Origin of the sequence: Pseudoxanthomonas sp. GW2, from assembly GCF_000283075.1 — a bacterium.
Lineage (GTDB): Bacteria > Pseudomonadota > Gammaproteobacteria > Xanthomonadales > Xanthomonadaceae > Pseudoxanthomonas.
The window spans coordinates 1-26483 of the sequence record NZ_ALIP01000077.1; the positions used below are offsets into that span (position 1 = coordinate 1).

The 26483-nt window shown below is 71.5% G+C and carries 19 protein-coding genes and 1 pseudogene; 8 read left to right on the plus strand and 12 right to left on the minus strand.

Annotation, left to right across the window (positions count from 1 at the left end):
- Positions 1 to 56 precede the first annotated feature (56 nt).
- The 8 genes from B351_RS0104955 to cysD all read right to left on the minus strand — a co-directional run bounded on the left by B351_RS0104955 (position 57) and on the right by cysD (position 13522).
- A complete protein-coding gene (locus B351_RS0104955; protein ID WP_019397940.1) occupies positions 57 to 1562 on the minus strand; it encodes a sodium:alanine symporter family protein in 1506 nt (501 codons plus the stop codon).
- A gap of 117 nt (positions 1563 to 1679) precedes the next feature.
- Complete coding sequence (locus B351_RS0104960) at positions 1680 to 2876, minus strand: DUF418 domain-containing protein (RefSeq protein ID WP_039730881.1); 1197 nt, start codon at positions 2874 to 2876, stop codon at positions 1680 to 1682.
- A 66-nt stretch (positions 2877 to 2942) separates the two neighbouring features.
- Entirely contained in the window at positions 2943 to 3488 is a 546-nt protein-coding gene (locus tag B351_RS0104965) for a GNAT family N-acetyltransferase (protein ID WP_026010374.1), read from the minus strand.
- 49 nt (positions 3489 to 3537) lie between these two features.
- Positions 3538 to 6207 (minus strand): M1 family metallopeptidase, encoded by a 2670-nt coding sequence (locus B351_RS0104970; protein WP_026010375.1) that lies wholly within the window; start codon positions 6205 to 6207, stop codon positions 3538 to 3540.
- A 90-nt stretch (positions 6208 to 6297) separates the two neighbouring features.
- Positions 6298 to 9432: an efflux RND transporter permease subunit gene (locus B351_RS0104975; protein ID WP_026010376.1), complete on the minus strand. Its 3135-nt coding sequence runs from the start codon at positions 9430 to 9432 to the stop codon at positions 6298 to 6300.
- A gap of 4 nt (positions 9433 to 9436) precedes the next feature.
- Entirely contained in the window at positions 9437 to 10540 is a 1104-nt protein-coding gene (locus B351_RS0104980) for an efflux RND transporter periplasmic adaptor subunit (RefSeq protein WP_050992140.1), read from the minus strand.
- 100 nt (positions 10541 to 10640) lie between these two features.
- On the minus strand, positions 10641 to 12611 hold the full coding sequence (gene cysN / locus B351_RS0104985) for a sulfate adenylyltransferase subunit CysN (protein ID WP_050992141.1): 1971 nt from the start codon (positions 12609 to 12611) through the stop codon (positions 10641 to 10643).
- Entirely contained in the window at positions 12611 to 13522 is a 912-nt protein-coding gene (gene cysD / locus B351_RS0104990) for a sulfate adenylyltransferase subunit CysD (RefSeq protein ID WP_019397947.1), read from the minus strand. The genes cysN and cysD overlap by 1 nt, the downstream gene beginning before the upstream one ends.
- 230 nt (positions 13523 to 13752) lie before the next feature.
- On the opposite strand from cysD, the gene B351_RS0104995 reads away from it, so the two are divergent.
- The 3 genes from B351_RS0104995 (at position 13753) to B351_RS0105005 (ending at position 18168) form a co-directional block, all read left to right on the plus strand.
- Positions 13753 to 15609, plus strand: coding sequence for an assimilatory sulfite reductase (NADPH) flavoprotein subunit (locus B351_RS0104995; protein WP_019397948.1), 1857 nt, complete (start codon positions 13753 to 13755; stop codon positions 15607 to 15609).
- Positions 15610 to 15672: 63 nt separating this feature from the next.
- On the plus strand, positions 15673 to 17394 hold the full coding sequence (cysI, locus tag B351_RS0105000) for an assimilatory sulfite reductase (NADPH) hemoprotein subunit (protein ID WP_019397949.1): 1722 nt from the start codon (positions 15673 to 15675) through the stop codon (positions 17392 to 17394).
- Between the two features lie 33 nt (positions 17395 to 17427).
- Positions 17428 to 18168, plus strand: coding sequence for a phosphoadenylyl-sulfate reductase (locus B351_RS0105005; RefSeq protein ID WP_019397950.1), 741 nt, complete (start codon positions 17428 to 17430; stop codon positions 18166 to 18168).
- Between the two features lie 25 nt (positions 18169 to 18193).
- Here B351_RS0105005 and B351_RS0105010 read toward each other — a convergent pair whose 3' ends face one another.
- Complete coding sequence (locus B351_RS0105010; RefSeq protein ID WP_019397951.1) at positions 18194 to 18577, minus strand: DUF6165 family protein; 384 nt, start codon at positions 18575 to 18577, stop codon at positions 18194 to 18196.
- Positions 18578 to 18739: 162 nt separating this feature from the next.
- Between B351_RS0105010 and B351_RS0105015 the strand changes: the two genes are divergently transcribed.
- Positions 18740 to 18961 (plus strand): hypothetical protein, encoded by a 222-nt coding sequence (locus B351_RS0105015; RefSeq protein WP_019397952.1) that lies wholly within the window; start codon positions 18740 to 18742, stop codon positions 18959 to 18961.
- Positions 18962 to 19020: 59 nt separating this feature from the next.
- Here B351_RS0105015 and B351_RS0105020 read toward each other — a convergent pair whose 3' ends face one another.
- Positions 19021 to 20004: a LysR family transcriptional regulator gene (locus tag B351_RS0105020; RefSeq protein ID WP_019397953.1), complete on the minus strand. Its 984-nt coding sequence runs from the start codon at positions 20002 to 20004 to the stop codon at positions 19021 to 19023.
- Between the two features lie 206 nt (positions 20005 to 20210).
- Here B351_RS0105020 and cobA point away from each other — a divergent pair.
- Both cobA and cysK read left to right on the plus strand, forming a co-directional pair.
- Positions 20211 to 20993 (plus strand): annotated as a pseudogene (gene cobA, locus B351_RS0105025) (uroporphyrinogen-III C-methyltransferase); the annotation flags it as partial.
- A gap of 31 nt (positions 20994 to 21024) precedes the next feature.
- The gene (gene cysK / locus B351_RS0105030) at positions 21025 to 21984 is read left to right on the plus strand and encodes a cysteine synthase A (protein WP_019397955.1); all 960 of its coding nucleotides are present in this window, start codon (positions 21025 to 21027) and stop codon (positions 21982 to 21984) included.
- Between the two features lie 72 nt (positions 21985 to 22056).
- On the opposite strand, the gene B351_RS0105035 is transcribed toward cysK, so the two are convergent.
- Positions 22057 to 23568, minus strand: a complete 1512-nt coding sequence (locus B351_RS0105035; protein ID WP_026010380.1) for an acetyl-CoA hydrolase/transferase family protein — start codon at positions 23566 to 23568, stop codon at positions 22057 to 22059.
- Between the two features lie 311 nt (positions 23569 to 23879).
- Here B351_RS0105035 and ppa point away from each other — a divergent pair, with 311 nt between their 5' ends.
- Both ppa and B351_RS0105045 read left to right on the plus strand, forming a co-directional pair.
- Positions 23880 to 24419: an inorganic diphosphatase gene (ppa, locus tag B351_RS0105040; protein WP_019397957.1), complete on the plus strand. Its 540-nt coding sequence runs from the start codon at positions 23880 to 23882 to the stop codon at positions 24417 to 24419.
- 199 nt (positions 24420 to 24618) lie between these two features.
- Positions 24619 to 25728 (plus strand): HDOD domain-containing protein, encoded by a 1110-nt coding sequence (locus B351_RS0105045; RefSeq protein ID WP_026010381.1) that lies wholly within the window; start codon positions 24619 to 24621, stop codon positions 25726 to 25728.
- A 55-nt stretch (positions 25729 to 25783) separates the two neighbouring features.
- Here the strand turns inward: B351_RS0105045 and B351_RS0105050 are convergent, their stop codons facing one another.
- Positions 25784 to 26374 (minus strand): DUF4136 domain-containing protein, encoded by a 591-nt coding sequence (locus tag B351_RS0105050; RefSeq protein WP_037034283.1) that lies wholly within the window; start codon positions 26372 to 26374, stop codon positions 25784 to 25786.
- Positions 26375 to 26483 lie beyond the last annotated feature (109 nt).

The window sequence follows — 26483 nt, forward strand, 5'->3', positions numbered from 1 at the left end:
GCGGCGCGGCGGCCCCTTGCGCGGTGGGCGCGGGCCGCGGTCCCAGGGATTGCCCATCAGTCCTTCCTGGACCAGAAGCCGGCATTGCGGATGCCCAGCGCCTCCGGGTCGAACACGGGCTCGACGCCAAGCTTCTTCTGCCGCTCGTAGTCCTGCAGTGCCAGCAGCGCCGGCTTCTGCAGGATCAGGATGGCGATGATGTTGAGCCAGGCCATCAGGCCCACGCCGATGTCGCCCAGGGTCCAGGCGGTGGCGGCGTTGTGGTAGGCACCGAACACCACCATGGCAATGATGCCCAGGCGCAGCAGCAGGGTCGCCAGCGGGTGCGTCTTGCGCACGCCGGCCAGGTAGGTGAGGTTGGTCTCGGCCATGTAGTAATAGGCCATGATCGTGGTGAAGGCGAAGAAGAACAGCGCCAGCGCCACGAACGCCGAGCCCCAGCCCGGCAGCACCGACTCCACCGCCGCCTGGGTGAACTGCGCGCCCTCGGAGGGTGCCACGCCCGGCACGCCGCTGACGATGGCCTGCAGCGTCTCCTTACCGTCCTCCACCACCACGCGGAAGGTGTTGTACATGCCGGTGGACAGCAGCAGGAACGCGGTGGAGGTGCACACCAGCATGGTGTCGAAGTAGATCGCGAAGGCCTGCACGTAGCCCTGCTTGGCCGGGTGCGAGACCTCGGCGGCCGCGGCCGCGTGCGGGCCGGTGCCCTGGCCGGCCTCGTTGGCGTACACGCCGCGCTTGACGCCCCAGGCGATGGCCTGGCCGATGATCGCGCCGAACGCCGCGTGCGCGCCGAACGCGCTGGAGAAGATGTCGGCGAACATGCCCGGCACCTTGTGCGCGTTGAGGATCATCACCACGATCGCCATCAGGATGAAGGCCAGGGCCATGAACGGCACCACCAGCTCGGCGAAGGCGGCGATGCGCTTGATGCCGCCGAAGATGATCAGGCCCAGCAGGGTGGCCACGCCCAGGCCGATCCACAGCTTGAGCATGCTGGCGCCGCCGCTGGCCTCGCAGAACGCCGCGCCGCCGCCGCACAGCACGTTGCTGGCGCTGTCGGCGATGGCGTTGGCCTGCACGCCCGGCAGCAGCAGGCCGGTGGCGACCACGGTGGCCACGGCGAACGCCACCGCGTACCACTTCAGGCCCATCGCCTTCTCGATGTAGTACGCCGGGCCGCCGCGGTAGCGGCCCTCGGCGTCCTTTTCCTTGTAGATCTGGGCCAGGCTGGACTCGACGTACGAGGTCGAGGCGCCGAGGAAGCCCATCACCCACATCCAGAACACCGCGCCCGGGCCGCCGTAGGCGATGGCGGTGGCCACGCCGGCGATGTTGCCGATGCCCATGCGCCCGGCCATGGAGATGGCCAGGGCCTGGAACGAGGAGACGCCGGCGTCGGACTTCTGCCCGGTGACGGTCAGCCGGCACATCTCGGCGAATCCGCGCACCTGCATCACGCGGGTGCGGAAGGTGAACCACAGGCCGGCACCCAGGCACAGCGCGATCAGCGCATTGCTCCAGATGATGCCGTTAATCCAGGCAAGAAAAGCTTCCACGGGTCAGGGTCTCCGGCCGTCGGAACGGAAAGGGGAAGGGGCGGCGCGCGCCGCAAGGTGAAGGAAAGATAACCGCAACCCGCCCCGCCGCGCAGTGCCTTCCGGCACGGGCGCCGCTCAGGCCGGTGCGCCCTGCACGCGGCGGAACGGCACCCGCAGGGTGGTCCAGGTGCCCGCGCGCCACAGCCATTCCAGCGGTCCGTACAGGAAATGGCGGAACCACAGGTGGGCGAACGCCAGCTGCGCGGCGAACGCGGCCAGGCCCCAGAGCACGGCCTGCAGCTGGGTCATGCTGGCGTGCAGGCCCAGGCCGTAGCCGTAGAACACCGGCACGAACAGCAGCGACTGGCCCACGTACAGGCTCAGGGTCATGCGCCCGGCCGGCGCCAGCAACCGCAGCACCGGCTGCGCCGGTCCGTGGTACAGCACCAGGAAGCCGAACAGCAGCACCGCCATCACCGCCAGGTCGAACAGGCTGCCAAGCAGGCTGCCGGCCAGCGCGCGCGGCATGAACATCGCATCGCTGGCCGGCACCAGCGCCGCCAGCGGTTCGCGGGCGAAGTACAGGACCGCGGCCGCGGCCAGGGCCAGCAGCAGGCCGGCCATGCGCAGGCGCGCGAATGCCTGCGGCCGGGCGAAGAAGCCGATCCGTCCCAGCACCATGCCGGCCAGCGACAACCCCAGGATCTGGCTCAGCCGGCCGGAGCCGTGCATGAAAGCCCATTTCTGGGCGTGTCCCTCCACCACGTTGATCCGCACCGTGTCCCACAGGCTGCCGCTGGCGTACAGCGGATTGATCGCGTCGCTCCAGTAGGCCGGCGCGCGGTTGGCCCATTCCGCGCCGGCCAGCCCGGCCGCGATCTGCACCAGCATCAGCGGCTGCAGCAGCAGCACCGCCGCCAGCGCCAGCAGCACGCGGTTGGACCGGACGCGGTGGAACGGCAGCAGGAACAGGCCCATCACCGCCAGCACCTCGAGGATGTCGCCGCGGTACCACAGCCCGTGCAGCAGGCCCATCGCGGCCAGCAGCAACAGCCGCCACGCGAAGCGGACGCTGAAGTCCCGGCCGCGGCGTTCCCCGGCCTGCATCAGGATGAAGAAGCTGGTGCCGAAGCACAGCGCCATCAGGGCGAAGGCCTTGCCGGCGAACACCAGCCACACCGCGTCGTGCACCGCCAGCTGGAACGGGTCGGTCACCGGCGCCAGCCAGTACAGCTCGAACAGTTCCGGCATGTGCACCATGAACAGCCCGAACAGGGCGAAGCCCCGCAGGGCATCGAGGTTCTCCAGGCGCGCGCCGCCGCTCCCTGCCATGCCGTTCCCCTCCACCGGAATCGGCCCATGGTGCATGCACCGGGGGCGGGCTGGAAGGGCCCGGGCTCAGCGCCCCGCGGCCCCGCCCCACATCCGCGCATACCAGTGCAGGTCGTGGAAGCGGCCGCCCTTGCGGATCCCGGCGCGGCAGGTGCCCTCGTGGCGGAAGCCGTTCTTCTCCAGCACCCGCGCCGAGGCCGGGTTGCCCTCCAGCACGAAGGCCTCCACCCGCTGCAGGCCGTACGCGGGCACCGCCGCCTGCAGGAATGCGCCGACGATCCGGGTCATGTGCCCGCGGCCCCAGTGGCGGCGCCCGAGCCAGTAGCCCAGCCGCGCCGCGTGCGCGCGTTCGCCGCCCTGCAGCAGCAGGCTGAGGCCGCCGCAGGCGCGGCCTTCCAGTTCGATCGCCCAGGCCGTGGCCAGGTCGACCACGCGCCCGGCCAGGAAGGCCTCGCCGTCGGCGCGCGTGTACGGATGCGGGAAGCGCTCGCCGAGGCCGCGCACCACCGCGGCGTCGTCGGCGTGTTCCAGCAGCGCCTCCAGGTCGTCGGCGCACCACGGGCGCAGGAGGAAGCCGTCCCCCTGCACCCGCAGCCTAGGCGCCGCGCTCATCGCCGCGCCCCCTGCGGGGCGGGGCGATGCGGCCGCGCGGCGGCCGCCATCAGCGGATCCGCGCCGGGTCCTGGGCGGCCTTGAGCGCGGCGCACAGGCGCTGCGATTCGGCCGCCTGGGCCATGCCGCGCTCGGCACCCGGCAGTTCCGCCAGGCGCCGGCCGAAGAACGCCTCCAGGCGCTCGGCCGCCTCGACCGAGCACTGCCCGGCCACGGCCATGCCCGGCATGTAGGTGGCGGCGAACACGCCGGTGCGCGCGAGGATGCGGTCGAAGTTGGCGGTGAACCACGGCCACAGGCCCTCGCGCAGCTGCGGATCGTCCACGCCGACGCCGACCAGCCAGTACATCTCGCCGACCTTGACCACCGGATCCAGCGCCAGGTCGCGCACCCGCGCCACCTGGGCCGGGTCGCGGGTGGCGGCCAGGGCATGCAGCATGGCGTTGCGCTGCACCGGATCGCCGTTGTCCGCCAGCTCGGCGATCAGCCGGCTCACCACCGGCTCGCCACGGGTGCGCACCGCCGCGCCCAGCACCTCGCCCAGCAGGTCGGGCTCGGCGGCGGCGAAGTCGAGGGCGCCGCTGCCGCCACCCAGCACCTTGTCCGCCTGCTCCAGCAGGGCCGCGGTCACCTCGGGGATCTCCAGCTGCCCGCCCAGCAGCTGCACCAGGGCCGGACGCAGCTCGGTGTCGCGCGCCGACTCACCCGGCTTGCGCGCGTAGCCCAGCGCGCGCAGGCGCGGCAGGAACGCATCGCTGGCCGCCTGGCGCAGCACCTGGCGCTGCGCGTCGGTGCTGGCCAGGTTGCTCCAGATCCAGTTGAAGCGCGGGAGCAGCGCGGTGGCCACCTCCGGCGAGGCGGCCCCGGCCAGGCGGCGCATGCCCTCCAGCACGTCGTGCGCGTCGGCGTCGCCGCGGGCGAAGGCCGCGCCCAGGGCATCGGCATAGGCCAGCTGCTCGGTATCGGCCAGCTTGGGCACCTGCGCGGCCAGGCGCGCCAGCTGCTGCGGCGGCAGGCTGAAGCGGTAGTAGCCGGTGGCGCCGGCGTTGGGCATCACCCAGCTGTCCGCGCTGGCGCCGGGCAGCGCGATCTCGCCGCTGCGTCCGCTGACCAGCCCGCAAGCAGTGCGGTCACCGCCCTTGACCCCGTAGCGCACGCACACCGGCACGCCCCACTGCTGGGCGGCGTCGCCGGCCGAACCCAGCGGCAGGTAGCGCTGCTGCTGCACGCGGAAGCGCCATTCCCTGCCCTTGCCGACCAGCTCGCCGGACAGGTACGGCACGCCCGGCTGCTCGATGAAGCTGCGGAACGAGGCCTTCAGCGCCTCGCCCTTGCCGGAGGCGGCGGCGATCTCGTCGATCAGGTCGAACGCAGTGGCGTTGCCGAAGGCGTGCTTGCGCATGTACTGGCGCATCGCCTGGCGGAACACGTCCTCGCCGACGAAGGCCTCGAACATGGCCAGCACCGCCGCGCCCTTCTGGTAGGTGATGCCGTCGAACGCGGTCTCGATGTCGCCGTTGCCGGTGATCGGCTGGCGGATGCGGCGGGCACTGACCAGGCTGTCGGCGGTCATCGTGCGCTGCGCGCTGGAGACCCGGTCCAGCTGCGCCTCGTATTCCGGGCGCAGGGCCATGGTGATCTTCTGCTGCAGCCAGGTGGCGTAGGCCTCGTTGAGCCACAGGTCGTCCCACCACTCCATGGTCACGATGTCGCCGGTCCACTGGTGGGCCAGCTCGTGCGCGGTGACGTTGAACGAGCCCTTGACGTTGCGCGTGGGCGAGTTGTCGTCCAGCAGCAGCAGCCAGTCGCGGAAGGTGACGAAGCCCGGGTTCTCCATCGCGCCGGCGGAGAAGTCCGGGGCCGCGACCAGGTCGAGCTTGCCGAACGGGTAGCCGTAGTCGAAGTACTCCTCCAGCCACTCGATCATCGCCGGCGACTGCTCCAGCGCCTTCTGCATGCGCCCGCCCTGGCCCCTGGCGGCGACGCCGGCCAGCGGCACCGGCTCCTTGCGCCAGCGGTTGGGTGCGATTTGCGGGCCCTCGACCACGTCCCACGGGCCCACGCCGAAGGCCACCAGGTAGGTGGGCAGCGGCAGGGTCGGGGCGAAGCGCACGGTCTTCCAGCCCTTGCCGGCCGGTTCGGTGGCGACCTCGGCGGTGTTGGCGCGGGCCACGTCCTGTTCGGGCACGGTCAGGCTCAGCTCGAACGGGGTCTTGTACGCCGGCTCGTCGAACGCCGGGAACGCCAGGCGCGCGCTGATCGGCTCCATCTGGGTGATGGCGTAGTCATCGCCCTGGTAGCCGACCTTGTACAGGCCTTCCAGCTGCTGGTTGAACGGCGCGGTGTAGCGGAACTCCAGCGCCAGCTTCTGCGCCGGCAGCTCGCTGCCGAAGTCCACCCGCGCGACCCCGGCGCGCTCGTCGGCCTGGCTCCAGCGCGCCGGGATGCGGCGGCCGTCGGCGGTGACCACCGTGGCCGATGCCACCTGCAGTTCCTTGCCATGCAGCCACACGTGGTCCGAGGCCTGGCGCAGCTCCAGTTCGATCCGCGCCGTGCCCTCGAACCGCGGCTGGCGCGGGTCGACCTTCAGGTCGATCGCGTAACGGGCCGGCACCGCCCAGTCGGGCAGGCGGGTGAGCGGGACCTCGTCGGCGGCGTGGGCGCCAAGGCAGGCCAGGGCCAACGGGGAGAGCAACAAGGGACGGAGGAACTTGCGCATCAGGACATCCAACCTGCGACGTGTGAAAGGTTGCAGGTGTACCAGTCCGGGCAATCCGGGAAAAGTGCCGCAAGGCCCCTTTCCCGGGTTTCAGCCGTGGCCGCCCACCGGCGGCGTGCGTGCTTCCAGCCGCTCCAGCTCCTGCGCCAGCGCCTCCGGCGAACGGGTGAACGGCGCCAGCAGGGCGTAGAACGCGGGCACCACGTACAGCGACAGCAGGGTCGAGAACGACACGCCGAAGATGATCACGATGCCGATCGTGGCGCGGCTGGCCGAACCCGGGCCGCCGGCCACCACCAGCGGCACCGCGCCGACCACGGTGGCGACCGAGGTCATCAGGATCGGGCGCAGGCGCACCCGCGCCGACTCGGCGATCGCGGCGGCCACGGAGCGGCCCTCGTCGCGCAGCTGGTTGGCGAACTCCACGATCAGGATGCCGTTCTTGGCCGCCAGGCCGATCAGCATGACGATGCCGATCTGGCTGAACAGGTTGAGCGTGCCGCCGGTGGCCCACAGGCCGATGAGCGCGCCCAGCACCGCCAGCGGCACGGTCAGCATGATCACCAGCGGGTGCAGGAAGCTCTCGAACTGCGCCGCCAGCACCAGGTACACCACCAGCAGGGCCATGGCGAAGGTCAGCAGCACCGCGCCGCCGGCCTCCTGGTACTCGCGCGACTCGCCCTTCCAGTCGATCTGGGCGTAGTCGGGCAGTTCCTCGGCGGCGACCTGGCGGGTCCATTCCAGCGCCTCGCCCATGCTGTAGCCCGGCGCCAGGCCGGCGCTGATGGTGATCGCGCGCAGGCGGTTGAAGCGGTTGAGGCTGCCCGCCTCGGCCACCTCGCGCAGGGTGACCAGGTTGGACAGCGGCACCAGCTCGCCGCTGGCGGCGCGCACCCAGGTGCGCTCCAGGTCGGCCGGGTCCATGCGCTTGTCGCGGTCGGCCTGGAGCATGACGTCGTACTCCTCGCCGTTGTCCACGAAGGTGGTCACCTGGCGCGAGCCCATCATGGTCTCCAGGGTGCGGCCGATTTCCTGCACCGACACGCCCAGGTCGGCGGCGCGGTTGCGGTCGATCTCCACCCGCATCTGCGGCCGGGTTTCCTTGTAGTCCGAGTCCGGGTCCTGGATCCCGGGGTTGGACTCCATGCGCTGCAGGATGCGGTCGCGCCACTGCGCCAGCTCGGCGTAGTCGGGGCCGCCCAGCACCAGCTGGTAGCGCTGGCCGCGGGTGTTGACCAGGCCACCGGGCACATTGGCGCGCACCTGCACCCCCGGCAGCGTGCCCAGCTCGCGGCGCAGCTCCGCCACCACCTCGTCGGTGCTGGCCTTGCGCTGGCGCCAGTCCTGCAGGAACACCACCACCTGGCCGGTGTGCATTTCCTCGCTGCCACCGAAGCCGCGCGGCACGCGCGAGTTGGCGCGCTGCACCGGCTGGTCCCCACCCACCCGGCGCAGGATGATCTCCTCCACCTGCTGGATCTGGGAGACGGTGTAGTCGAAGCCGGCACCCTCGGGGCCGTCGACCATCACGAAGAAGCGGCCGCGGTCCTCGGCCGGTGCCAGCTCGCTGGGCACGCGCAGGCCCAGCGCCGCCACCGCCGCCAGGCACAGGGCCATGGCCAGCAGCAGCAGCGCCAGCAGGCGCCGGCCCGGCAGCCCGACCAGGCGCGTGACCTGGCGGCCGTAGCCGTCGCTGACCCGGGCCAGCACGCGCTGGGTCCAGGCGTTGAGCCCGCGCGGCGCCGCATGCGGGCGCACCAGCTTGGAGCACATCATCGGGGTCAGGGTCAGGGCGACGAAGGCCGAGATCGCCACCGCCGCCGCCAGCGCCACCGACAGCTCGCGGAACAGGCGCCCGGTATTGCCCTCCATGAAGCCCACCGGCAGGAACACCGCCACCAGCACCGCGGTGGTGGCGATCACCGCGAACGCCACCTGCGCGGTGCCGCGGCGCGCGGCCACCAGCGGCGGCTCGCCCAGGTCGGCGCGGCGCTGCACGTTCTCCAGCACCACGATGGCGTCGTCCACCACCAGGCCGATGCACAGCACCAGCGCCAGCAGGGTCAGCAGGTTGATCGAGAAGCCGAAGGCATACAGGGCAATGAATGCGGTCACCAGGCACACCGGCACGGTGACCGCCGGGATCAGCGCCGCGCGCAGGCTGCCCAGGAACAGCCAGATCACCCCGAACACCAGGACCATGGCCTCGGCCAGGGTCCAGTACACCCGCTCCACCGAGGCTTCGATGAAGATGGTGCTGTCGTAGGCCACGAAGATGTCCGTGCCTTCCGGCAGCGTCTTCTGGATCTCCTCCGCTTCGGCGCGCGCGGCGCGGGCCACGTCCAGGGCGTTGGCAGTGGAAGTGCGGACGATGCCCAGGCCGACGTTGGGCACGCCGTTGCTGCGCAGGTAGGAGCGCCGCTCCTCCGGGCCCAGTTCGACCCGGGCCACGTCGCCCAGGCGCACCACGTAGCCGTCGGCGCCCTTGCGCAACGGCAGGTTCGCGAACTGCTCCGGCGCCCGGTAGCCGCGCTCCACCCGCAGGGTGAAGTCGCGGGTGGCCGACTCGATGCGCCCGGCCGGCAGCTCCACGTTCTCCGTGCGCAGCGCCGATTCGACGTCGCCGGCGGTGATCCCGCGCGCGGCCATGGCATCGCGGTCCAGCCAGATGCGCATGGCGTAGCGCTGGGCGCCGCCCAGCTGCACCCGGGCCACGCCGTCCAGCGCCGAGAGCCGGTCGACCACGTAGCGGTCGGCGTAGTCGGTCAGCTCCATCGTGTCCATCACGGTGGAGCGCATGTTGAGCCAGATGATGACGTCCGCGTCGGCCTCGACCTTGGCGATCTCCGGCGGGTCGGCCTCGTCCGGCAGGCGGTCCATGACCCGGCTGACGCGGTCGCGCACGTCGTTGGCCGCCGCCTCGATGTCGCGGCTGAGGTTGAACTCGATGGTGACGTCGGCGCGGCCGTTGCGGCTCTGCGACTGGATGGTGCGGATGCCCTCGATGCCGGCCAGGCCGTCCTCGAGGATCTGGGTCACGCGGGTCTCGACCACCGCCGCCGAGGCGCCGGGATAGCGCACCTCGACCGAGACGATCGGCGGGTCGATGTTGGGCAGCTCGCGCAGGGTCAGGCGCATGAACGACATGCCGCCCAGCACCACCAGCAGCAGGCTCACCACCATCGCGAAGACGGGGCGGCGGATCGACAGGTCGGACAGCTTCATCGGCTCAGCCCTGGCCGCCCGCGCCGGCGCCGGCGGCATGGCCGGCGGGGGCCGCGGCCCCGCCTTCGGCCGCGGCCGGCGCGGCGGCGTCGACCACCTTCACCCCCGGGCGCAGCTTGCCGGTGCCCTCGACCACGATGCGGTCGCCGGCGGCCAGGCCCTCGGCGATCTCGGCCAGGCCCTCGCGGCGCAGGCCGGTGCGCACCGGCACCTGCTCCACCACGCCCTCGCCGTCGACCCGGTACACGAACGAGTCGCGGCCCACCTGCACCACCGCCAGCTCCGGCACCACCAGCGCCTCGCGCGGCGGCTGGAACAGGCTCACGTCCAGCAGCATGCCCGGGCGCAACAGGCCTTCGGGGTTGTCGAACTCGGCGCGCACGGTCACCGCGCGGGTCTGCGGGTCGATCCGCGCGTCCACGGTCTGCACCCGGCCCTCGAAGCTGCGGCCGGGCCAGGCCGCGCCGCGGGCGCTGACCACGGCGCCCTGCGCCACCCGCGACAGCGCCGCCTCCGGGACCTGGAAGTCGACGTAGACCCGGGAGATGTCGTCCAGGGTGGCGATCACCGCGTTGGGGGTCAGCAACGCGCCGGGGCTGACCTGGCGGATGCCCAGCACGCCGGCGAACGGCGCCCGGATCTGGCGGTCGCCGATGTCCGACTGCATCTGCCGCACCCGTGCCAGGGCCGCGTCGCGGGTGGCGCGCTGGGTATCGAGGGTGGCGCGCGAGACCAGCTGCTGCGCGGCCAGGCTCTCCAGGCGGCGGAACTGCTGCTCGGCCTCGGCGGCGGCGGCCTCGGCCTCGACCAGGGCGGCGCGCTGGGCGTCCACCCGCAGGGTCACCAGGGGCTGGCCGGCGGCCACCTTCTGCCCGCTGTCGAAGTGCACCTGCTCGACGATCTCGCTGACCTTGGCGCTCAGGGTCACCGACTCGCGGGCACGCACCGTGCCCAGGCCCTGGACGGTATCGCTCCACGGCCGCGGCTGGACCACGGCGGTGGTCACCGGGATCGCGGCCCCGCCGCCGCGGGCGGCCGGCGCCTGGCGGTCGCAGCCGGCCAGTGCCAGCAGCCCGCACAGGAGCAACGCCGGGATTCGTGCCGCCATCGATCGCCTCGCTGGATTCATGCGCAAACCGCGGAGTGTAGCCAGCGGGCGTGAACGGCTCTATGTGGCTTTGGTTGGCCCCTGCCCCCGGGAACTTCCGCTATGGCTGCAGGTCCAGTGCCGCCAGCACCCGCGCGACCAGCGCCTGCGGGTCCTCGCGGTCGGCGTGCAGGTGCACCTCGGGTGCCTCCGGCGGCTCGTAGGGCGAGTCGATCCCGGTGAAGTTCGGGATCAGCCCGGCCCGGGCCTTGCGGTACAGGCCCTTGACGTCGCGCGCCTCGGCCACTTCCAGCGGCACGTCCACGAACACCTCGATGAACTCCCCCGGGGCGAAGCGCTCGCGCGCCATCCGCCGCTCGGCGCGGAACGGGGAGATGAAGCTGACCAGCACGATCAGGCCGGCGTCGGCCATCAGCCTGGCCACCTCGGCCACGCGGCGGATGTTCTCCACCCGGTCCTCGTCGGTGAAGCCGAGGTCGCGGTTGAGGCCGTGGCGGACGTTGTCGCCGTCCAGGACGAAGGTGTGGTAGCCCAGCGCATGCAGGCGCTTGTCCACCAGGTTGGCCACGGTGGACTTGCCGGCGCCGGACAGGCCGGTGAACCACAGCACCCTCGGCACCTGGCCCTTGATCCGGGCGCGGGCGGCCTTGTCCACGTCCAGGTGCTGCCAGTGCACGTTGTCGGCGCGGCGCAGGGCGAAGTCCAGGGTGCCGGCGGCGACGGTGTCGTTGTTCTGGCGGTCGATCAGGATGAAGCCGCCCAGGGTGCGGTTCTCCGCGTAAGGCGCGAAGGCGACCGGCTCCTCCAGGCTCAGGTTGCAGTAGCCGACCTCGTTGAGCTGCAGGCGCTTGGCCGCCAGGTGCTCCTGGGTGTTCACGTCCACCCGGTGCTTGATCTCGCTGATGCTGGCGGCCACGGTGCGGGTGCCGATCTTCAGCCAGTACGGCCGGCCCGGCAGCAGCGGGGCGTCGCTCATCCACAGCAGGTGGGCGGCGAACTGGTCGGCCACCGCGGGCGGGTCGCCGGCGGCGGCGATCAGGTCGCCACGGCTGACGTCGATCTCGTCAGCCAGGGTCAGGGTCACCGCCTGGCCGGCCTCGGCGCGCGGCAGCGGGCCGTCCGGGCCCAGCACCTGGGCAATGGTCGAGCGCCGCGCCGAAGGCAGCACCACCACCGGGTCGCCCGGGCGCGCCACGCCGGCAGCAATCGTGCCGGCGAAACCGCGGAAGTCCTGGTTGGGCCGGTTCACCCACTGCACCGGCAGGCGCAGGCCGGTGCGGGCCTGGCCGTCTTCGACCTCCACCGACTCCAGGTGCTCCAGCAGCGCCGGGCCGTCGTACCACGGGGTGTTGGGCGAGCGCCGCAGCAGGTTGTCGCCTTCCAGCGCCGACAGCGGGATCACCTGCACGTCGGGAATGCGCAGCTGCGCGGCAAGTTCGCGATAGCCGGAGGCGATCGCCTCGAACACGGCCTGGTCGTAGCCGACCAGGTCCATCTTGTTCACCGCCAGCACCACGTGGCGGATGCCCAGCAGCGAGACGATGTAGCTGTGGCGGCGGGTCTGCGCCAGCAGGCCCTTGCGCGCGTCCACCAGGACCACGGCCAGGTCGGCGGTGGAGGCGCCGGTGGCCATGTTGCGGGTGTACTGCTCGTGCCCGGGGCAGTCGGCGACGATGAACTTGCGCTTGTCGGTATCGAAATAGCGGTAGGCCACGTCGATGGTGATGCCCTGCTCGCGCTCGGCGGCCAGGCCATCCAGCAGCAGGGCGTAGTCGATGCGCCCGCCCTGGGTGCCGTGGCGGCGGCTGTCGGCCTCCAGTGCCGCCAGCTGGTCGTCGAACAGGCGCTTGCTCTCGTACAGCAGCCGCCCGATCAGGGTGCTCTTGCCGTCGTCGACGCTGCCGCAGGTGATGAAGCGCAGCAGCGGCTTGCTTTCGTGCTGGCGCAGATAGAGTGAAACCGCGCTATCCGCGCCGTCATTGGTGATTGGTGATTCGTGATTGGAAGAAGCAACGGCGGTGGCCTGCGCCTTCGAATCACCAATCACGAATGACGAATCACTGCTGCCCATCAAAAATACCCCTCGAGCTTCTTCTTCTCCATCGACGAGGACGGGTCGTGGTCGATCACCCGGCCCTGGCGCTCGGAGATGGTGGCCACCAGCATCTCGGCGATGATCGCCTCCAGGCTGTCGGCTTCCGATTCGATCGCACCGGTCAGCGGGTAGCAGCCGAGGGTGCGGAAGCGGACCTTGCGCATCCGCGGCACCTCGCCCGGCCGCAGCGGCAGGCGCTCGTCGTCGACCATGATCAGCGCGCCGTCGCGCTCGACCACCGGGCGCTCGGCGGCGAAGTACAGCGGCACCACCGGGATCTTCTCGCGGTAGATGTAGAGCCACACGTCCAGCTCGGTCCAGTTGGACAGCGGGAACACGCGCACGCTCTCGCCACTGCGCACGCGCGCGTTGTACAGGTTCCACAGCTCCGGGCGCTGGCGCTTGGGGTCCCAGCGGTGGTGCTCGTTGCGGAACGAGAACACCCGTTCCTTGGCCCGCGACTTCTCCTCGTCGCGGCGCGCTCCGCCGATGGCAGCGTCGAACTTCCACTTCTCCAGCGCCTGCTTCAGGCCCTGGGTCTTCATCACTTCGGTGTGCACGCTGGCGCCGTGGCTGACCGGGCCGATGTCCTGGGCGATGCCCTCGGGATTGACGTGCACCCGCAGTTCCACGCCGGTCTCGGCCGCGCGGCGGTCGCGGAAGGCGATCATCTCGCGGAACTTCCAGCGCGTGTCCACGTGCAGCAGCGGGATCGGCGGGATCGCCGGGGCGAACGCCTTCAGCAGCAGGTGCAGCAGCACCGAACTGTCCTTGCCCACCGAGTACAGCAGCACCGGGTTGCGGAACTCGGCCGCCACCTCGCGCAGGATGTGGATGCTCTCCGCCTCCAGGCGGTCGAGGTGGGACAGGCGGTGGGAAAGGCTCATCTGCGACCTGGGGAATGGGGCCGCGGCAGGCATTGCCGGGGCGCTTCGCAGTACCGGCCCGCATGGAACGGGGGGCGTGCGATGGAGCCGCAGTATCCGCACGCGGGCCCGCGCAGATGAAATAAGCGGCGAGCATAAGCCAATAACCACAAGCCGTTTCAGTAGCGGGACCGGGCTTCCTACCATCGGACTCCCGTCGAGTTGCGACTGCGTCCACAAGGCCCCTGCCAATGACCGCTGCGTCCCCCGCCTTTCCGCCCGGTCCGCTCGACGAGGACCGCAAGGTCCTGTTGGCGCGGCTGGTGGAAGGCCTGGATGCGCCCGCGCTGTGGTGGCTGTCCGGCTACACCGCCGGCCTGGCCCAGGGCCACGGCGCGCCGCAACTGGCGGTGCTGCCCGGCGGCGGCGCGGCCGCGGCCCCGCAGTCCGGCCAGCGCCTGACCGTGCTCTACGGCAGCCAGACCGGCAATGCCCGGCGCGAGGCGGAGAAGCTGGCCACCGCCGCGGAAGCGGCCGGCCTGGCGGTGCGCCTGGTGCGCGCCGACGCCTACCCCACCCGCGAGCTGGCCAGCGAGCGCCTGCTGTACATCGTCATCAGCACCCAGGGCGAGGGCGATCCGCCGGACGACGCGATTGGTTTCACCGAGTTCCTTTCCGGCAAGCGCGCGCCGAAGCTGCCGGAGCTGAAGTACGCGGTGCTGGGCCTGGGCGATACCAGCTACGCCGATTTCTGCGGCATCGCGCGCAAGCTGGACGCGCGCCTGGCCGAACTGGGCGCGCAGCGCATCCACGACCTGGGCCAGGCCGACCTGGACATCGACAGCGTCGCCGCGCCCTGGCGTGAAGCGGCCCTGGCCAAGGCCGGCGAACTGCTGCGGGCCGCCGCGCCTGCGTCCGGCGCGCACCTGGCTACGGTCACCCCGCTGCGGCCGGCCGCGGCCGGCTGGTCGCACGAGCGCCCGTTCCCGGCCGAGGTGCTGGCCAACCAGCGCATCACCGGGCGCGAGTTCCGCGCGGTCGGTTTCCGCAAGTACGGGCCGGTGGAGAAGGACGTCCGCCACATCGAGCTGTCGCTGGAAGGCTCCGGCCTGGCCTACGAACCCGGCGATGCGCTGGGCATCCGCCACCGCAATCCCGAACCCCTGGTGGCCTCCGTGCTGGAGGCCGCCCGCCTGGACGGTAACGCTGCCGTCACCATCGAAGGGGAGACTCTGCCCCTGCACGAGTGGCTGGCCACCCGGCGCGAGCTGACCCGGCTGTCGCGACCGTTCCTGGCCGCGCATGCCGAGCGCTCCGGCTCCGCGTCGCTGCGACAGCTACTCGACCCGACCCAGCCTGCCGGCCTGGCGGCGCTGCTCGCGGACCACCAGCTGGTGGACGTGCTGCGTCGCTGGCCGGCGGATTGGGACCACCAGGCCCTGGTGGCCGCGCTGCGGCCACAGGCCCAACGCCTGTACTCCATCGCCTCCAGCCGCAAGCGCGTCGGCGAGGAAGCGCACCTGACCGTGGACGCGCTGCGCTACCACGCCCACGGCCACGACCACCTCGGCGCCGCCAGCGCCTTCCTGGCTGCGCTGGAGGAAGGCGCGCAGGTACCGGTGTACGTGGAGCCGAACGAGCGCTTCCGGGTCCCGGCCGATGCCAGCCGCGACATCATCATGATCGGCCCGGGCACCGGCGTGGCCCCGTTCCGCGGCTTCGTCCAGGAGCGCGCCGAGACCGGCGCCAGCGGCCGCAACTGGCTGTTCTTCGGCGCCCAGCACTTCAACACCGGTTTCCTTTACCAGGTCGAGTGGCAGGAAGCCCTGCAGCGCAAGGAACTGCATCGCCTCGACCTGGCCTTCTCCCGCGACCAGCCCGCCAAGGTCTACGTGCAGGACCGGCTCCGCGAGCGCGGCGCCGAGCTGTACGCCTGGCTGCAGGACGGCGCGCACCTGTACGTGTGCGGCGCGATCGCCATGGGCAAGGACGTGCATGCGGCGCTGCTGGACGTGGTTGCCGCGCACAACGGCGGCGACCGCGAAGCGGCGGCCGAATACCTCACCACGCTGCAAGCCGAAGGGCGCTACGCCCGCGACGTCTACTGACCCGATCCGGTTCAACGGAAACACGTCCCCCAATCCCGAATCACCAATCACCAATCACTTTCCATGAGCCACCCCTCCGTCGAAGACATCAAGATCAACAGCCGCGGCCTGCGGGGCACGCTGCTGGAGGGACTGGCCGACCCGGTCAGCGGCTCGCTGTCGTTCGAGGACCAGCGCCTGGTCAAGTTCCACGGCACCTACCAGCAGGACGACCGCGACATCCGCGACGAGCGCCGCCGCCAGAAGCTGGAACCGGCGCACCAGTTCATGATCCGGATCCGCGCCCCGGGCGGGGTCTTCACCCCGGAGCAGTGGCTCAAGCTCGACGCCATCGCCACCCGCTTCGCCAACCACTCGCTGCGCATCACCACCCGCCAGACCTTCCAGTTCCACGGCGTGGTCAAGCGCGAGCTGAAGGCGACCATGCAGGCCATCAACGCCGCCGCGCTGGACACCATCTCCGCCTGCGGCGACGTCAACCGCAACGTGCTCGGCTGCAGCAACCCGCTGCTGTCCGGCCTGCACGCGCAGGTGCACGAGTGGGCGCAGAAGCTGTCGCTGGAGTTCCTGCCGAAGACCCGCGCCTACTACGAGATCTGGCTGGACCAGGAGAAGCTGGCCGACAGCGGGCAGGAGGAAGAGCCCCTGTACGGCAAGGCCTTCCTGCCGCGCAAGTTCAAGATGGCCGTGGCGGTGCCGCCGGTGAACGACGTGGACGTGTTCGCCAACGACTTCGGCCTGATCGCCATCGACGACGGCGCCGGCGGCCTGGCCGGCTTCAACGTCACCATCGGTGGTGGCATGGGCGCCAGCCACGGCGATCCGAAGACCTATCCGCGCCTGGGCAACGTGATCGGCTTCGTCGCCCCGGAGCAGGCGATCGACATCGCCCGCGCCGCGCTGGTGGTGCAGCGCGACCTGGGCGACCGCGTGGAGCGCAAGCACGCGCGCTTCAAGTACACCATCGACGACCACGGCCTGGACGCGATCGTCGCGCGCATGCAGGAACTTGCCGGGTTCCGCCTGCAGCCGGCGCGGCGGTTCCGCTTCGAGCACAACGGCGACCGCTTCGGCTGGATCGAGGGCGAGGACGGGCGTTGGCACCTGACCCTGTCGGTCCCGTCGGGGCGCATCGCCGACCGCCCCGGCGCGCCGCACCTGACCGGCCTGCGCGAGATCGCCAACGTGCACCGCGGCCAGTTCCGCCTGACCGCCAACCAGAACCTGATCATCGCCAACGTGCCGGCCAGCGAGCGCAAGCGGATCGACGCCCTGGTGCGCGACCACGGCCTGGACCTGGAGAACCGCGCCCCGACCGCACTGCAGCGCACGGCCATGGCCTGCGTCGCCCTGCCCACTTGCGCCCTGGCCATGGCCGAGGCCGAACGCTACCTGCCCGACTTCGCCGCCAGGCTGCAGCCGGTGCTGGAGAAGCACGGCCTGGCCGACGCGCCGATCCTGCTGCGCATCTCCGGCTGCCCCAACGGCTGCTCGCGCCCCTACCTGGGCGAGATCGCCCTGGTCGGCAAGGCCCCGGGCCGCTACAACCTGATGCTCGGCGCCGACCACCGCGGCCAGCGGCTCAACACCCTCTACCGCGAGAACATCACCGAGGCGCAGATCCTCGAGGCGCTGGAACCGCTGCTGGCGCGCTATGCCGCCGAGCGCCAGCCGGAGGAGCGCTTCGGCGACTTCCTGCACCGCGCCGGGCTGGTCGCCCTGCCGTCCTATCCCACCCACGTCCAGGTCGGGCCCGCCGAAGCGGCCGTGCCCGTCCCCGCCTGAGCCATGCCGCATCCGCACCGGAGCGCCACCCCCATGAGCACCAATGCCGTTCCCGACCAAGCCGCCAACAGCGCCGATGCCAGCCCGGTGCTGGACCTCGACGCGCTGAACCCCAGGTTGGAAGCGATGGACGCCGAGGCCCGCGTGGCCTGGGCGCTCGAACACGGCCCGGCCAACCACGTGCTGTCCTCCAGCTTCGGCGCCCAGGCCGCGGTCGCCCTGCACATGCTCACCGCGCAGAAGCCGGACATCCCGGTGATCCTGGTCGACACCGGCTACCTGTTCCCGGAGACCTACCGCTTCGCCGACGAGCTGGCCGAACGGCTGAAGCTCAACCTCAAGGTGTACCGTCCGCTGATCAGCCGCGCCTGGATGGAAGCGCGCCACGGCCGCCTGTGGGAGCAGGGCGTGGAAGGCCTGGACAACTACAACCAGCTGCGCAAGGTCGAGCCCATGCGCCGCGCCCTGGACGAGCTACAGGCCGGCACCTGGTTCACCGGCCTGCGCCGCAGCCAGTCGGCAAGCCGCGCCAACACGCCGATCCTGCAGTGGCGCGGCAACCGCCTGAAGGTCAGCCCGATCGCCGACTGGAGCGACCGCGACGTGTGGCAGTACCTGAAGAAGCACGACCTGCCCTACCACCCGCTGTGGCACGAGGGCTACGTCTCCATCGGCGACTTCCACACCACCCGCCGCTGGGAGCCGGGCATGAAGGACGAGGACACCCGCTTCTTCGGCCTCAAGCGCGAGTGCGGGATCCACGAGGACATCTGAGGGTTGGCGAGCGGGCCGGAAAACCTCAGCGGTACTGCTTTTCCTCGACGAACTGCGAACCGGCCAGGCGGTTGATCTCATTCTTGTAGCCGACGCGCTCGCCATTGCGCGCGGCCACCGCGCGCGCCAGTTCGATGAATTCGGCGCCAAAGTCCTGGGCCGCTTCCTTGGCGCGCAGCGCGTCCTGCACGTCCCACATGCGCTCGTTGACGTCGCGCAGCCTGGCCTTGAGCGCGGCCAGCTCGGCCGAGCCGCCTTCCAGCGGCTGCCACAGCGGCCGCAGGCCCTCCAGCTCGCGCACCACGTTGGCGCGCTTGTCCGGGTCGGCGATGCGCTCGGCCTTGATCTCCAGGATCGTGATCTTGTCGACGAGCTCCCCGACCGAAACGGGGACCATGATGGTGTTCATGCGGCTTCTGCTGGCGGTGGGGTGGCCAGTTTACCGGAGGGGCGCAGCGGGCCGCGTGGCAGGCGCCCCGGAAAAACCTGCGGACACTGCCGCCCGGGCACGACACCGCATCCACCGGCGCCGGCGCAGACTGCCGGCGACCTGGATACCCGCGGAGGCGACATGGCACGCGAGCACGGCGGGAAAGGCATTTCCTTCACGACCGGCATCGCCCTGGGCATCGCCATCGGCGCGGCGATCGGCGTGGCGATGGACAACGTGGCGCTGGGCATCGGGCCGGGCATCGCCATCGGCATCGCCCTGTCACTGGCCACTTCGGGCAAGCGCACCAGACCCGGGGACGAAGCGGGAACCAGCGGGAACCGCGACGACGGGAGGTCCTGATCGCCGGCCTGTGGCTGCCGGCCCCGCATCACCAGACGCCATTGCCCTGAGGGCGCGGCTCAGCTGGTGATCGTCTGGGTCAGGGATTCCCAGGTCGGCGGCGGCGGCCAGTCGGGCTCCTGGTTGCCGTCCAGCACCCGGCGCAGGTCGCGCTTGTCGATCTGCGGCGCCAGTACGTGCACCAGCTCCAGCGCGTAGTCGCGCAACACCCGCTCGCGCGGCAGCACCGCCCAGGCGATGCACTCGCTGACCTCCGGCGGCGCCGGCCAGCCGCGCAGGTCGGTATCGCCGGTGCTCACCGCCATTTCCGCCAGCAGGCCCACGCCCAGCCCGGCGCGCACGTAGGTCTTGATCAGGTCCGCGTCCAGCGCGGTCAGCGCGAGGTTCGGCTCCAGGCCCACCGAGTGGAAGGCGCGCTGCAGCGAGGATTCCGGGCGCACCGAGGATTCATAGCTGATCAGCGGGTACTTCGACAGCTCGTGGATGTCGGGCGCGCGCCCGGCGCGGTCCAGCGGATGCCCGCGCGGCACCAGCGCCAGCCGGCGCCAGCGGTACAGCGGCACCGCCACCCCGCCCTGCGGCTCGCTGCCGGCGGTGCTGACCACGGCCATGTCGGCATCGCCCTGCGACAGCAGGTCCAGGGCCACGCCTTCGGCCGACTGCTGCAGGTGCACGCTCACCTGCGGGAAGTCGCGCTTGATCCGCGCGATCGCAGGCGGCAGCACGAAGCGCGACTGGGTGTGCGTGGTGATGATGGTCAGCTGGCCCTGGTTGTCGCGGCGCTGGTTGGCGGCGTAGGCGCGGATGTTGGCGGTCTCGGCCAGGATCACCCGCGCCCGCTCCAGCACCTCGGCGCCGGCCGGGGTGATCGATTCCAGGCTGCGGCCCTTGCGCACGAACAGCAGGAAGCCCAGCTCGTCCTCCAGCTGCTTGAGCTGTTTGGACAGGCCCGGCTGGGTGGCATGCACGCGCGCCGCGGCCAGGGTGATGTTCAGCCCGGCGTCGGCAATGGCGACCAGATAGCGCAGCTGGGTGAGCGTCATGGCGCGGTACCGGCGATGGCATGGCGGGGTGTTGCGGACTGTAGGGCAATCCGCGCCCGAGCCTTATAACCCGAACGCATGAGCTTTGCCCGGCAAGTTATTTCCGCCGGTCATGAGGCGGGCGTACGGTCGGCTTCCCTTCCTGCGACCGTACAGCCGTGAGCCTGTCGCCCACCGCCGCACCGTCTTCCGGATCCCCCCTGGAACTGGCCCCGGGCAGCGTCGCCCTGGTCGGTGCCGGGCCCGGCGATCCGGGACTGCTGACCCTGCACGCCCTGCGCGCGCTGGAAGCCGCCGAGGTGCTGCTGCACGACCGCCTGGTCGGCGCCGGGGTGCTGGCCCTGGCCAATCCGCAGGCGCTGCGGGTGGAGGTCGGCAAGTCCGCCGGCAACCACAGCATGCCGCAGGAGGAGATCCACGCCCTGATGCTGCACCACGCCCGCGCCGGCCGCCGCGTGGTCCGGCTCAAGGGCGGCGACCCCTTCGTGTTCGGGCGCGGCGGCGAGGAGCTGGAATTCCTGCGTGCGCACGGCATCCCCTACCAGGTGGTGCCGGGCATCACCGCGGCGGTCGCCTGCGCGGCCTATGCCGGCATTCCCCTGACCCACCGCGACCACGCCCAGTCCCTGCGCCTGGTCACCGCGCACTGCCGCGACTCGGCCGACACCCTGGACTGGGAGGCGCTGGCCCAGGAGCGCCAGACCCTGGCCGTGTACATGGGCGTGGCCGCGCTGGAGCAGTTGCAGCAGCGCCTGCTCGCCGCCAGGCGCGACCCGGCCACGCCGTTCGCCCTGGTGGAAAACGGTTCGCGCCCGGAGCAACGGGTGGTCGCCGGCACCCTGGCCGACCTGGCGCAGACCGCGCGCGCGCATGCGGTGTCTTCACCGGCCCTGCTGATCCTCGGCGAGGTGGCCGCGCTGGCCGCCCGCCTGCACTGGTTCGGCGCCCCGCCGCTGGGCGCGCCCGCGGCGCTGGCGCGCGCCGCCTGATTTCCATCCCGTCACGACAACGGAACTTCACATGGCCATCTACGACAGCATCCTCGACACCATCGGCCGCACTCCGGTCGTCCGCCTCAACCGCATCGCCCCGGAGGGCATCGAGCTGTACGCCAAGGTCGAGGCCTTCAACCCGGCCGGCTCGGTCAAGGACCGCCTGGCCCTGGCCATCGTGCTCGACGCCGAGGCCAAGGGACTGCTCAAGCCGGGCGACACCATCGTCGAGGCGACCTCCGGCAACACCGGCGTGGCGCTGGCGGCGGTGGCCGCGGCGCGCGGCTACAAGTTCGTGGCCACGATGGTGGAGACCTTCTCGGTCGAGCGCCGCAAGCTGATCCGCGCCTACGGCGGCAAGGTGATCCTGACCCCGGCGGCCGAGCGCGGCAGCGGCATGGTGCGCAAGGCCGAGGAGCTGGCGAAGAAGCACGGCTGGTTCCTGGCGCGCCAGTTCGAGAACCCGGCCAACCCGGCCTACCACCGCCAGACCACCGCCGCCGAGATCCTGCGCGACTTCGCCGGCCGCCGCCTCGACCACTTCGTCAGCGGCTGGGGCACCGGCGGCACCCTGACCGGCGTGGGCGAGGTGCTGCGCGTGGCCCGCCCGGAGGTGAAGATCACCGCCGCCGAGCCGGCCAACGCCTCGCTGCTGGCCGGCGGCGAGTGGAAGCCGCACAAGGTGCAGGGCTGGACCCCGGACTTCGTCCCCTCGGTGCTCAACCGCGACGTGGCCGACCGCATCCTCGGCGTGACCGACGACGAGGCCATCGCCACCGCGCGCCGCCTGGCCGCCGAGGAAGGCATCTTCGTCGGCATCTCCGCCGGCGCCACCGTGGCCGCCGCGCTGAAGGTGGCGGCCGAGGCCCCGGCCGGCTCGGTGCTGCTGGCCATGCTGCCGGATACCGGCGAACGCTACTTCTCCACCCCGCTGTTCGAGGGCGTCAACGAAGGCTCGGACGACGAGTGGCTGGAGTCGCTGGGCTGATCCGGCCGCACCGGCAGGGACGAAGAAGGGCGGCCACTGGCCGCCCTTCTTCGTCTGCCACCGCGAAGGCCGTCAGGCCTTCATCGTCCCCGTCTCCAGGTAGCGCTGGTGCCAGGACAGTGCCTCGGCCAGCAGGTGCGGGGTATGCCGGCCCTTGCTGTCGCGCAGGGCGCGGTCGTAGTAGTCCTGCAGCATCGGCCGGTAGTCCGGGTGCGCGCAGTTGTCGATGATCGCCCGCGCGCGCTGCTTGGGCGACAGCCCGCGCAGATCGGCCAGGCCCTGCTCGCTGACCAGCACCGCCACGTCGTGCTCGGTGTGGTCGACGTGGCTGACCATCGGCACGAAGGCCGAGATCGCGCCGTTCTTGGCCGTGCTCGGGCTCAGGAAGCAGGACATGAAGCCGTTGCGGGCGAAGTCGCCGGAGCCGCCGATGCCGTTGATGATGCTGGTGCCGCAGACGTGGGTGGAGTTCACGTTGCCGTAGAGGTCGGCCTCGACCATGCCGTTCATGCCGATCACGCCCAGGCGGCGCACCAGCTCGGCGTGGTTGGAGATCTCCTGCGGGCGCAGCACGATCTTCTCGCGGTACAGGTCGATGTTGCGCGCGAACTCCTCCACGCCCTCGGGGCTGAGCGAGAACGAGGTGGCCGAGGCCATGTCGATCGTGCCGTTGCCGATCAGGTCGAGCATGCCGTCCTGGATCACCTCGGTGAACGCGGTCAGGCCACGGAATCCGCCGTCGTGCAGGCCGGCCAGCACCGCGTTGGCGATGTTGCCCACGCCCGACTGCAGTGGCAGCAGGTGCTCGCCCAGGCGCCCGGCGCGGATCTCGTGGCGGAAGAACTCCACCAGGTGGCCGGCGATGGCGCGGGAGACGTCGTCGATCGGGGCGAAGCGGCCGATGCGGTCCGGCGCGTCGCTCTCCACCACCGCCACGACCTTGTCCAGGTCGACCTTGAGGTAGGGCTCGCCGATGCGGTCGCCCGGGTGGGTCAGCGGGATCGGCTTGCGCTGCGGCGGCTTGGCGGTGCCGTAGTAGATGTCGTGCATCCCCTCCATGCCGCGCGGCTGGCGGTGGTTGACCTCGATGATCACCTTGTCGGCCAGATCCAGCCAGGTCTTGTTGTTGCCCACCGAGGTCGAGGGCACCAGGCGGCCGTCGGGCAGGATCGCGGTGACCTCGACGATGGCCAGGTCGATGCGGCCGAGGAAACCGAACAGCGCATGCTGGGCGACGTGGCCCAGGTGCACGTCCATGTACTCGATCTGGCCGCCGTTGATGCGGCCACGCAGTTCCGGATCGGACTGGTACGGCAGGCGGAACTCGATGCCGCCGGCGCGCGCCAGCACGCCGTCCAGTTCCGGCGCTGTCGACGCGCCGGTGAGGATGCGGATGGCGAAGGATTCGCCGCGCTCGTGCGCCGCCTCGATGCGCGCGGCCAGCGCCTGGGGCACGGCCTTGGGATAGCCGGCGCCGGTGAAGCCACTCATGCCCACGGCCATGCCGGGCTGGATCAGGGCAGCGGCCTGCTCCGCCGACATGAGCCTGGAAGCCAGGCCGGCGTGGGCAATACGCTCGTTCATGATGCAGGGGGTCCAACGTCGCGGGGAGAATCGCCCGATTCTACCGGTCCCGGGCCCCCGGCCTGCCGCCGCGGCCGCGGCGCGCCCATGCGCTTTTCGGCTAATTGCACCGCGGCCCCGGCTGTGCGCACCGGGGATTTGCGTGATGCGCGGCACGCCTCGGGCCGTGCCTGGCCGCGCGGGAGCCCGCCGCGGCGCCCCGCCTCCGGGCCGCGCCCGCCCCGGAGGGCCCTGCCATCGTGCGTTGTGCAATGCAATACCGCAGCGCGTAAAATGGCCGGATTCACCCAACCGATGGAATGGAGTCACTGATGGGCCTCGACCAGGTCAATTCCGGACGCAACCCGCCCGAGGAAATCAACGTCGTCATCGAGATCCCGAAGGACTCCGAGCCGGTCAAGTACGAGGTGGACAAGGAAAGCGGCGCGATCTTCGTCGACCGCATCCTCTCCACCCCGATGCGCTACCCATGCAACTACGGCTACGTGCCCAACACCCTGTGCGGCGACGGCGACCCGGCCGACGTGCTGGTGGTGCTGCCGCTGCCGCTGGTCCCGGGCTCGGTGGTGCGCTGCCGCCCGGTGGGCGTGCTGAAGATGAGCGACGAGGCCGGCGGCGACGAGAAGATCCTGGCCGTGCCGGTGGCCAAGGTGTTCGCCGGCTACGCCCACGTGGAGAACATCAACCAGGTCTCCAGCCACTGGCTGGAGCGCATCGGCCACTTCTTCGAGCACTACAAGGACCTGGAGAAGGGCAAGTGGGTCAAGGTCGAGGGTTGGGGCGACGCCGAGGAGGCCCGCCGCATCCTGGTCGAGTCGATGGAACGCGCCAAGGCCAAGGGCGAGGCCTGATCGCCACCGGGTGCGGCACGGCCGCACCCATCGCGCGCCGGCGGTCCGCCGGCGCCGCCGGACCGCCAAATGCGGCACACTTCCCGGCAGTGCCGTGCCCGGGGTGCCGGCAGTCCTGAAGATTCCTGCGCGGTTATCCGCTACCGTGCAGGGGCGGGCCCCGGCACGCCCTGGCTGGACGATCTTCGTGGAGGAATGAGTGCGCATCCTGTTCGTCGGTGACGACGTCGTGTTTCCTGCCGACCTCGTGGAACTGGTCGGTGACATGGGAGAGGACTGGGATGTCCACCGTTGCCCGGATGGCGGCTCGGCCATGGCCCACGTGGCCGCGGTCGAGGTCGACGTGGTCCTGGTGCCGCCGGCGCTGCCGGACATGCCGCCGGCCACCCTGCTCGGCCAGGTCCGTACCCTGAGGCCCTCCACCTCGCGCATGGCGGTGATCGAGAACTCGGCCACCCCGCCGGCGCGCATCATCGGCCTGGCCCACCGCTTCCTGCCCGCCCCCGTGGCCCCCGAGTTGCTGCTGGAATCCATCGGCAGCCTGGAGGAGCTGCGCGAGCTGGTCGACAACCCGCAGCTGCGCGACGGCATCGGCCGGGTCGAGCAGCTGCCCTCGCCGCCGCAGCTGTACCTGCGCCTGATGCACGCGCTGGAGAACGACGAGGACACCAGCGCCGCCGACATCGCCGCCCTGGTCGCGGCCGACCCGGCGATCGCGGCCAAGGTGCTGCAGCTGTGCAACTCGGCGTTCTTCTCCTCCGGGCGCACCGTGACCGACCTGCGCGCCGCGGTGACCCGGCTGGGCATCGCCACCCTGCGCGACCTGGTCCTGGCCAGCGAGGTGTTCGCCCTGCCGGCCCCGGCCGGGGTGGACCGCGCGGCGCTGCAGCAGCGCGCGCTGGTGGCCTCGCGCCTGGCCAAGCGCATGCTCCCCGAATCCAGCGCCGAGCTGGGCGCCACCGCCGCCCTGCTGGCCGACATCGGCCTGCTGCTGCCCGGCGTGCGCGACGAGCGCGAGCCGGCCGCCGCCGGCGACGCGCGCCCCGGCCATACCGAGGCCGGCGCCTACCTGCTGGGCCTGTGGGGCCTGCCGATGCCGATCATCGAGGCGGTGGCGTTCCACCGCACGCCGTCGCGCTCGTCCAGCCGCAGCTTCTGGGTCACCGGCGCCACCCACGTGGCCATGGCCCTGGCCTCCGGCGAGGAGCCGGACCTGGAGTACCTGCAGCGCTGCAACGTGCTGCCGCGCCTGGAGGAGTGGCGCGCACAGGCGGACCTGCTGCTGGACTCGGCCGCGGTCGGCGCCTGAGGCGCGGCGGCCGCGGCATGCAACCGGCGCGGGCACATCCGCCCGCGCCGCCGCGTCAGCGCGGCGCGGCCCGGTACGGGTAGCGGGCGAAGATCTGGGCCACGGCCGAGTCGATCCGCGCGTCGCGCTCGGCCGGTGTGCTGCGGCTGCTGGCCTGGCCTACCGCCACCCCGGTCCACACCAGCCGGTTCTGGCGCGCGTCCACCAGGTCCACGTTGAGCGTGCCTTCGGTGTAGCGGCGCACGCTGGTGCGCTCGCGCCAGTACGGCACCGCCACGTAGCTGCGGGCGCGGTAGCTGTAGTAGTAGTCGTAGTCCACCTCGGGGATGGTGCTGACGTCGGTGCGTTCCTGCAGGTAGGCGTTGAGGTTCACCCACAGGTCCGGGTCGCGCTCGTCGTAGACGTAGCCGCGCGCCTCCAGCTGCGCGCGTGCGGCCTGGCGGATGCGGTTGCTGGTGGGGGTGGAATAGCCGCGCGACTCGATCGCCAGCGGCGAATAGAAGGCGAAGCTGCGGTAGCGGCCGAAGTCGGCCGAAGGATCGGCCTCGCTGCTGATCCGCGGGCCGCTGGCACAGGCCGCCAGCAGCAGCATGGCCGCGGCCGCCAGCACGGCGGCGGCGCGGGGGATACGGAGGAAGCGGACCATGGCGTGCTCCTGCGTCCCCCGGGAGGGAGGACCTGGCGCCGGATGATCCGCGCCGGCCCGTGAACGCGGCGCCAGCGCGCGCCGAAAAAAAGACGGGGAGGCCTTGCGG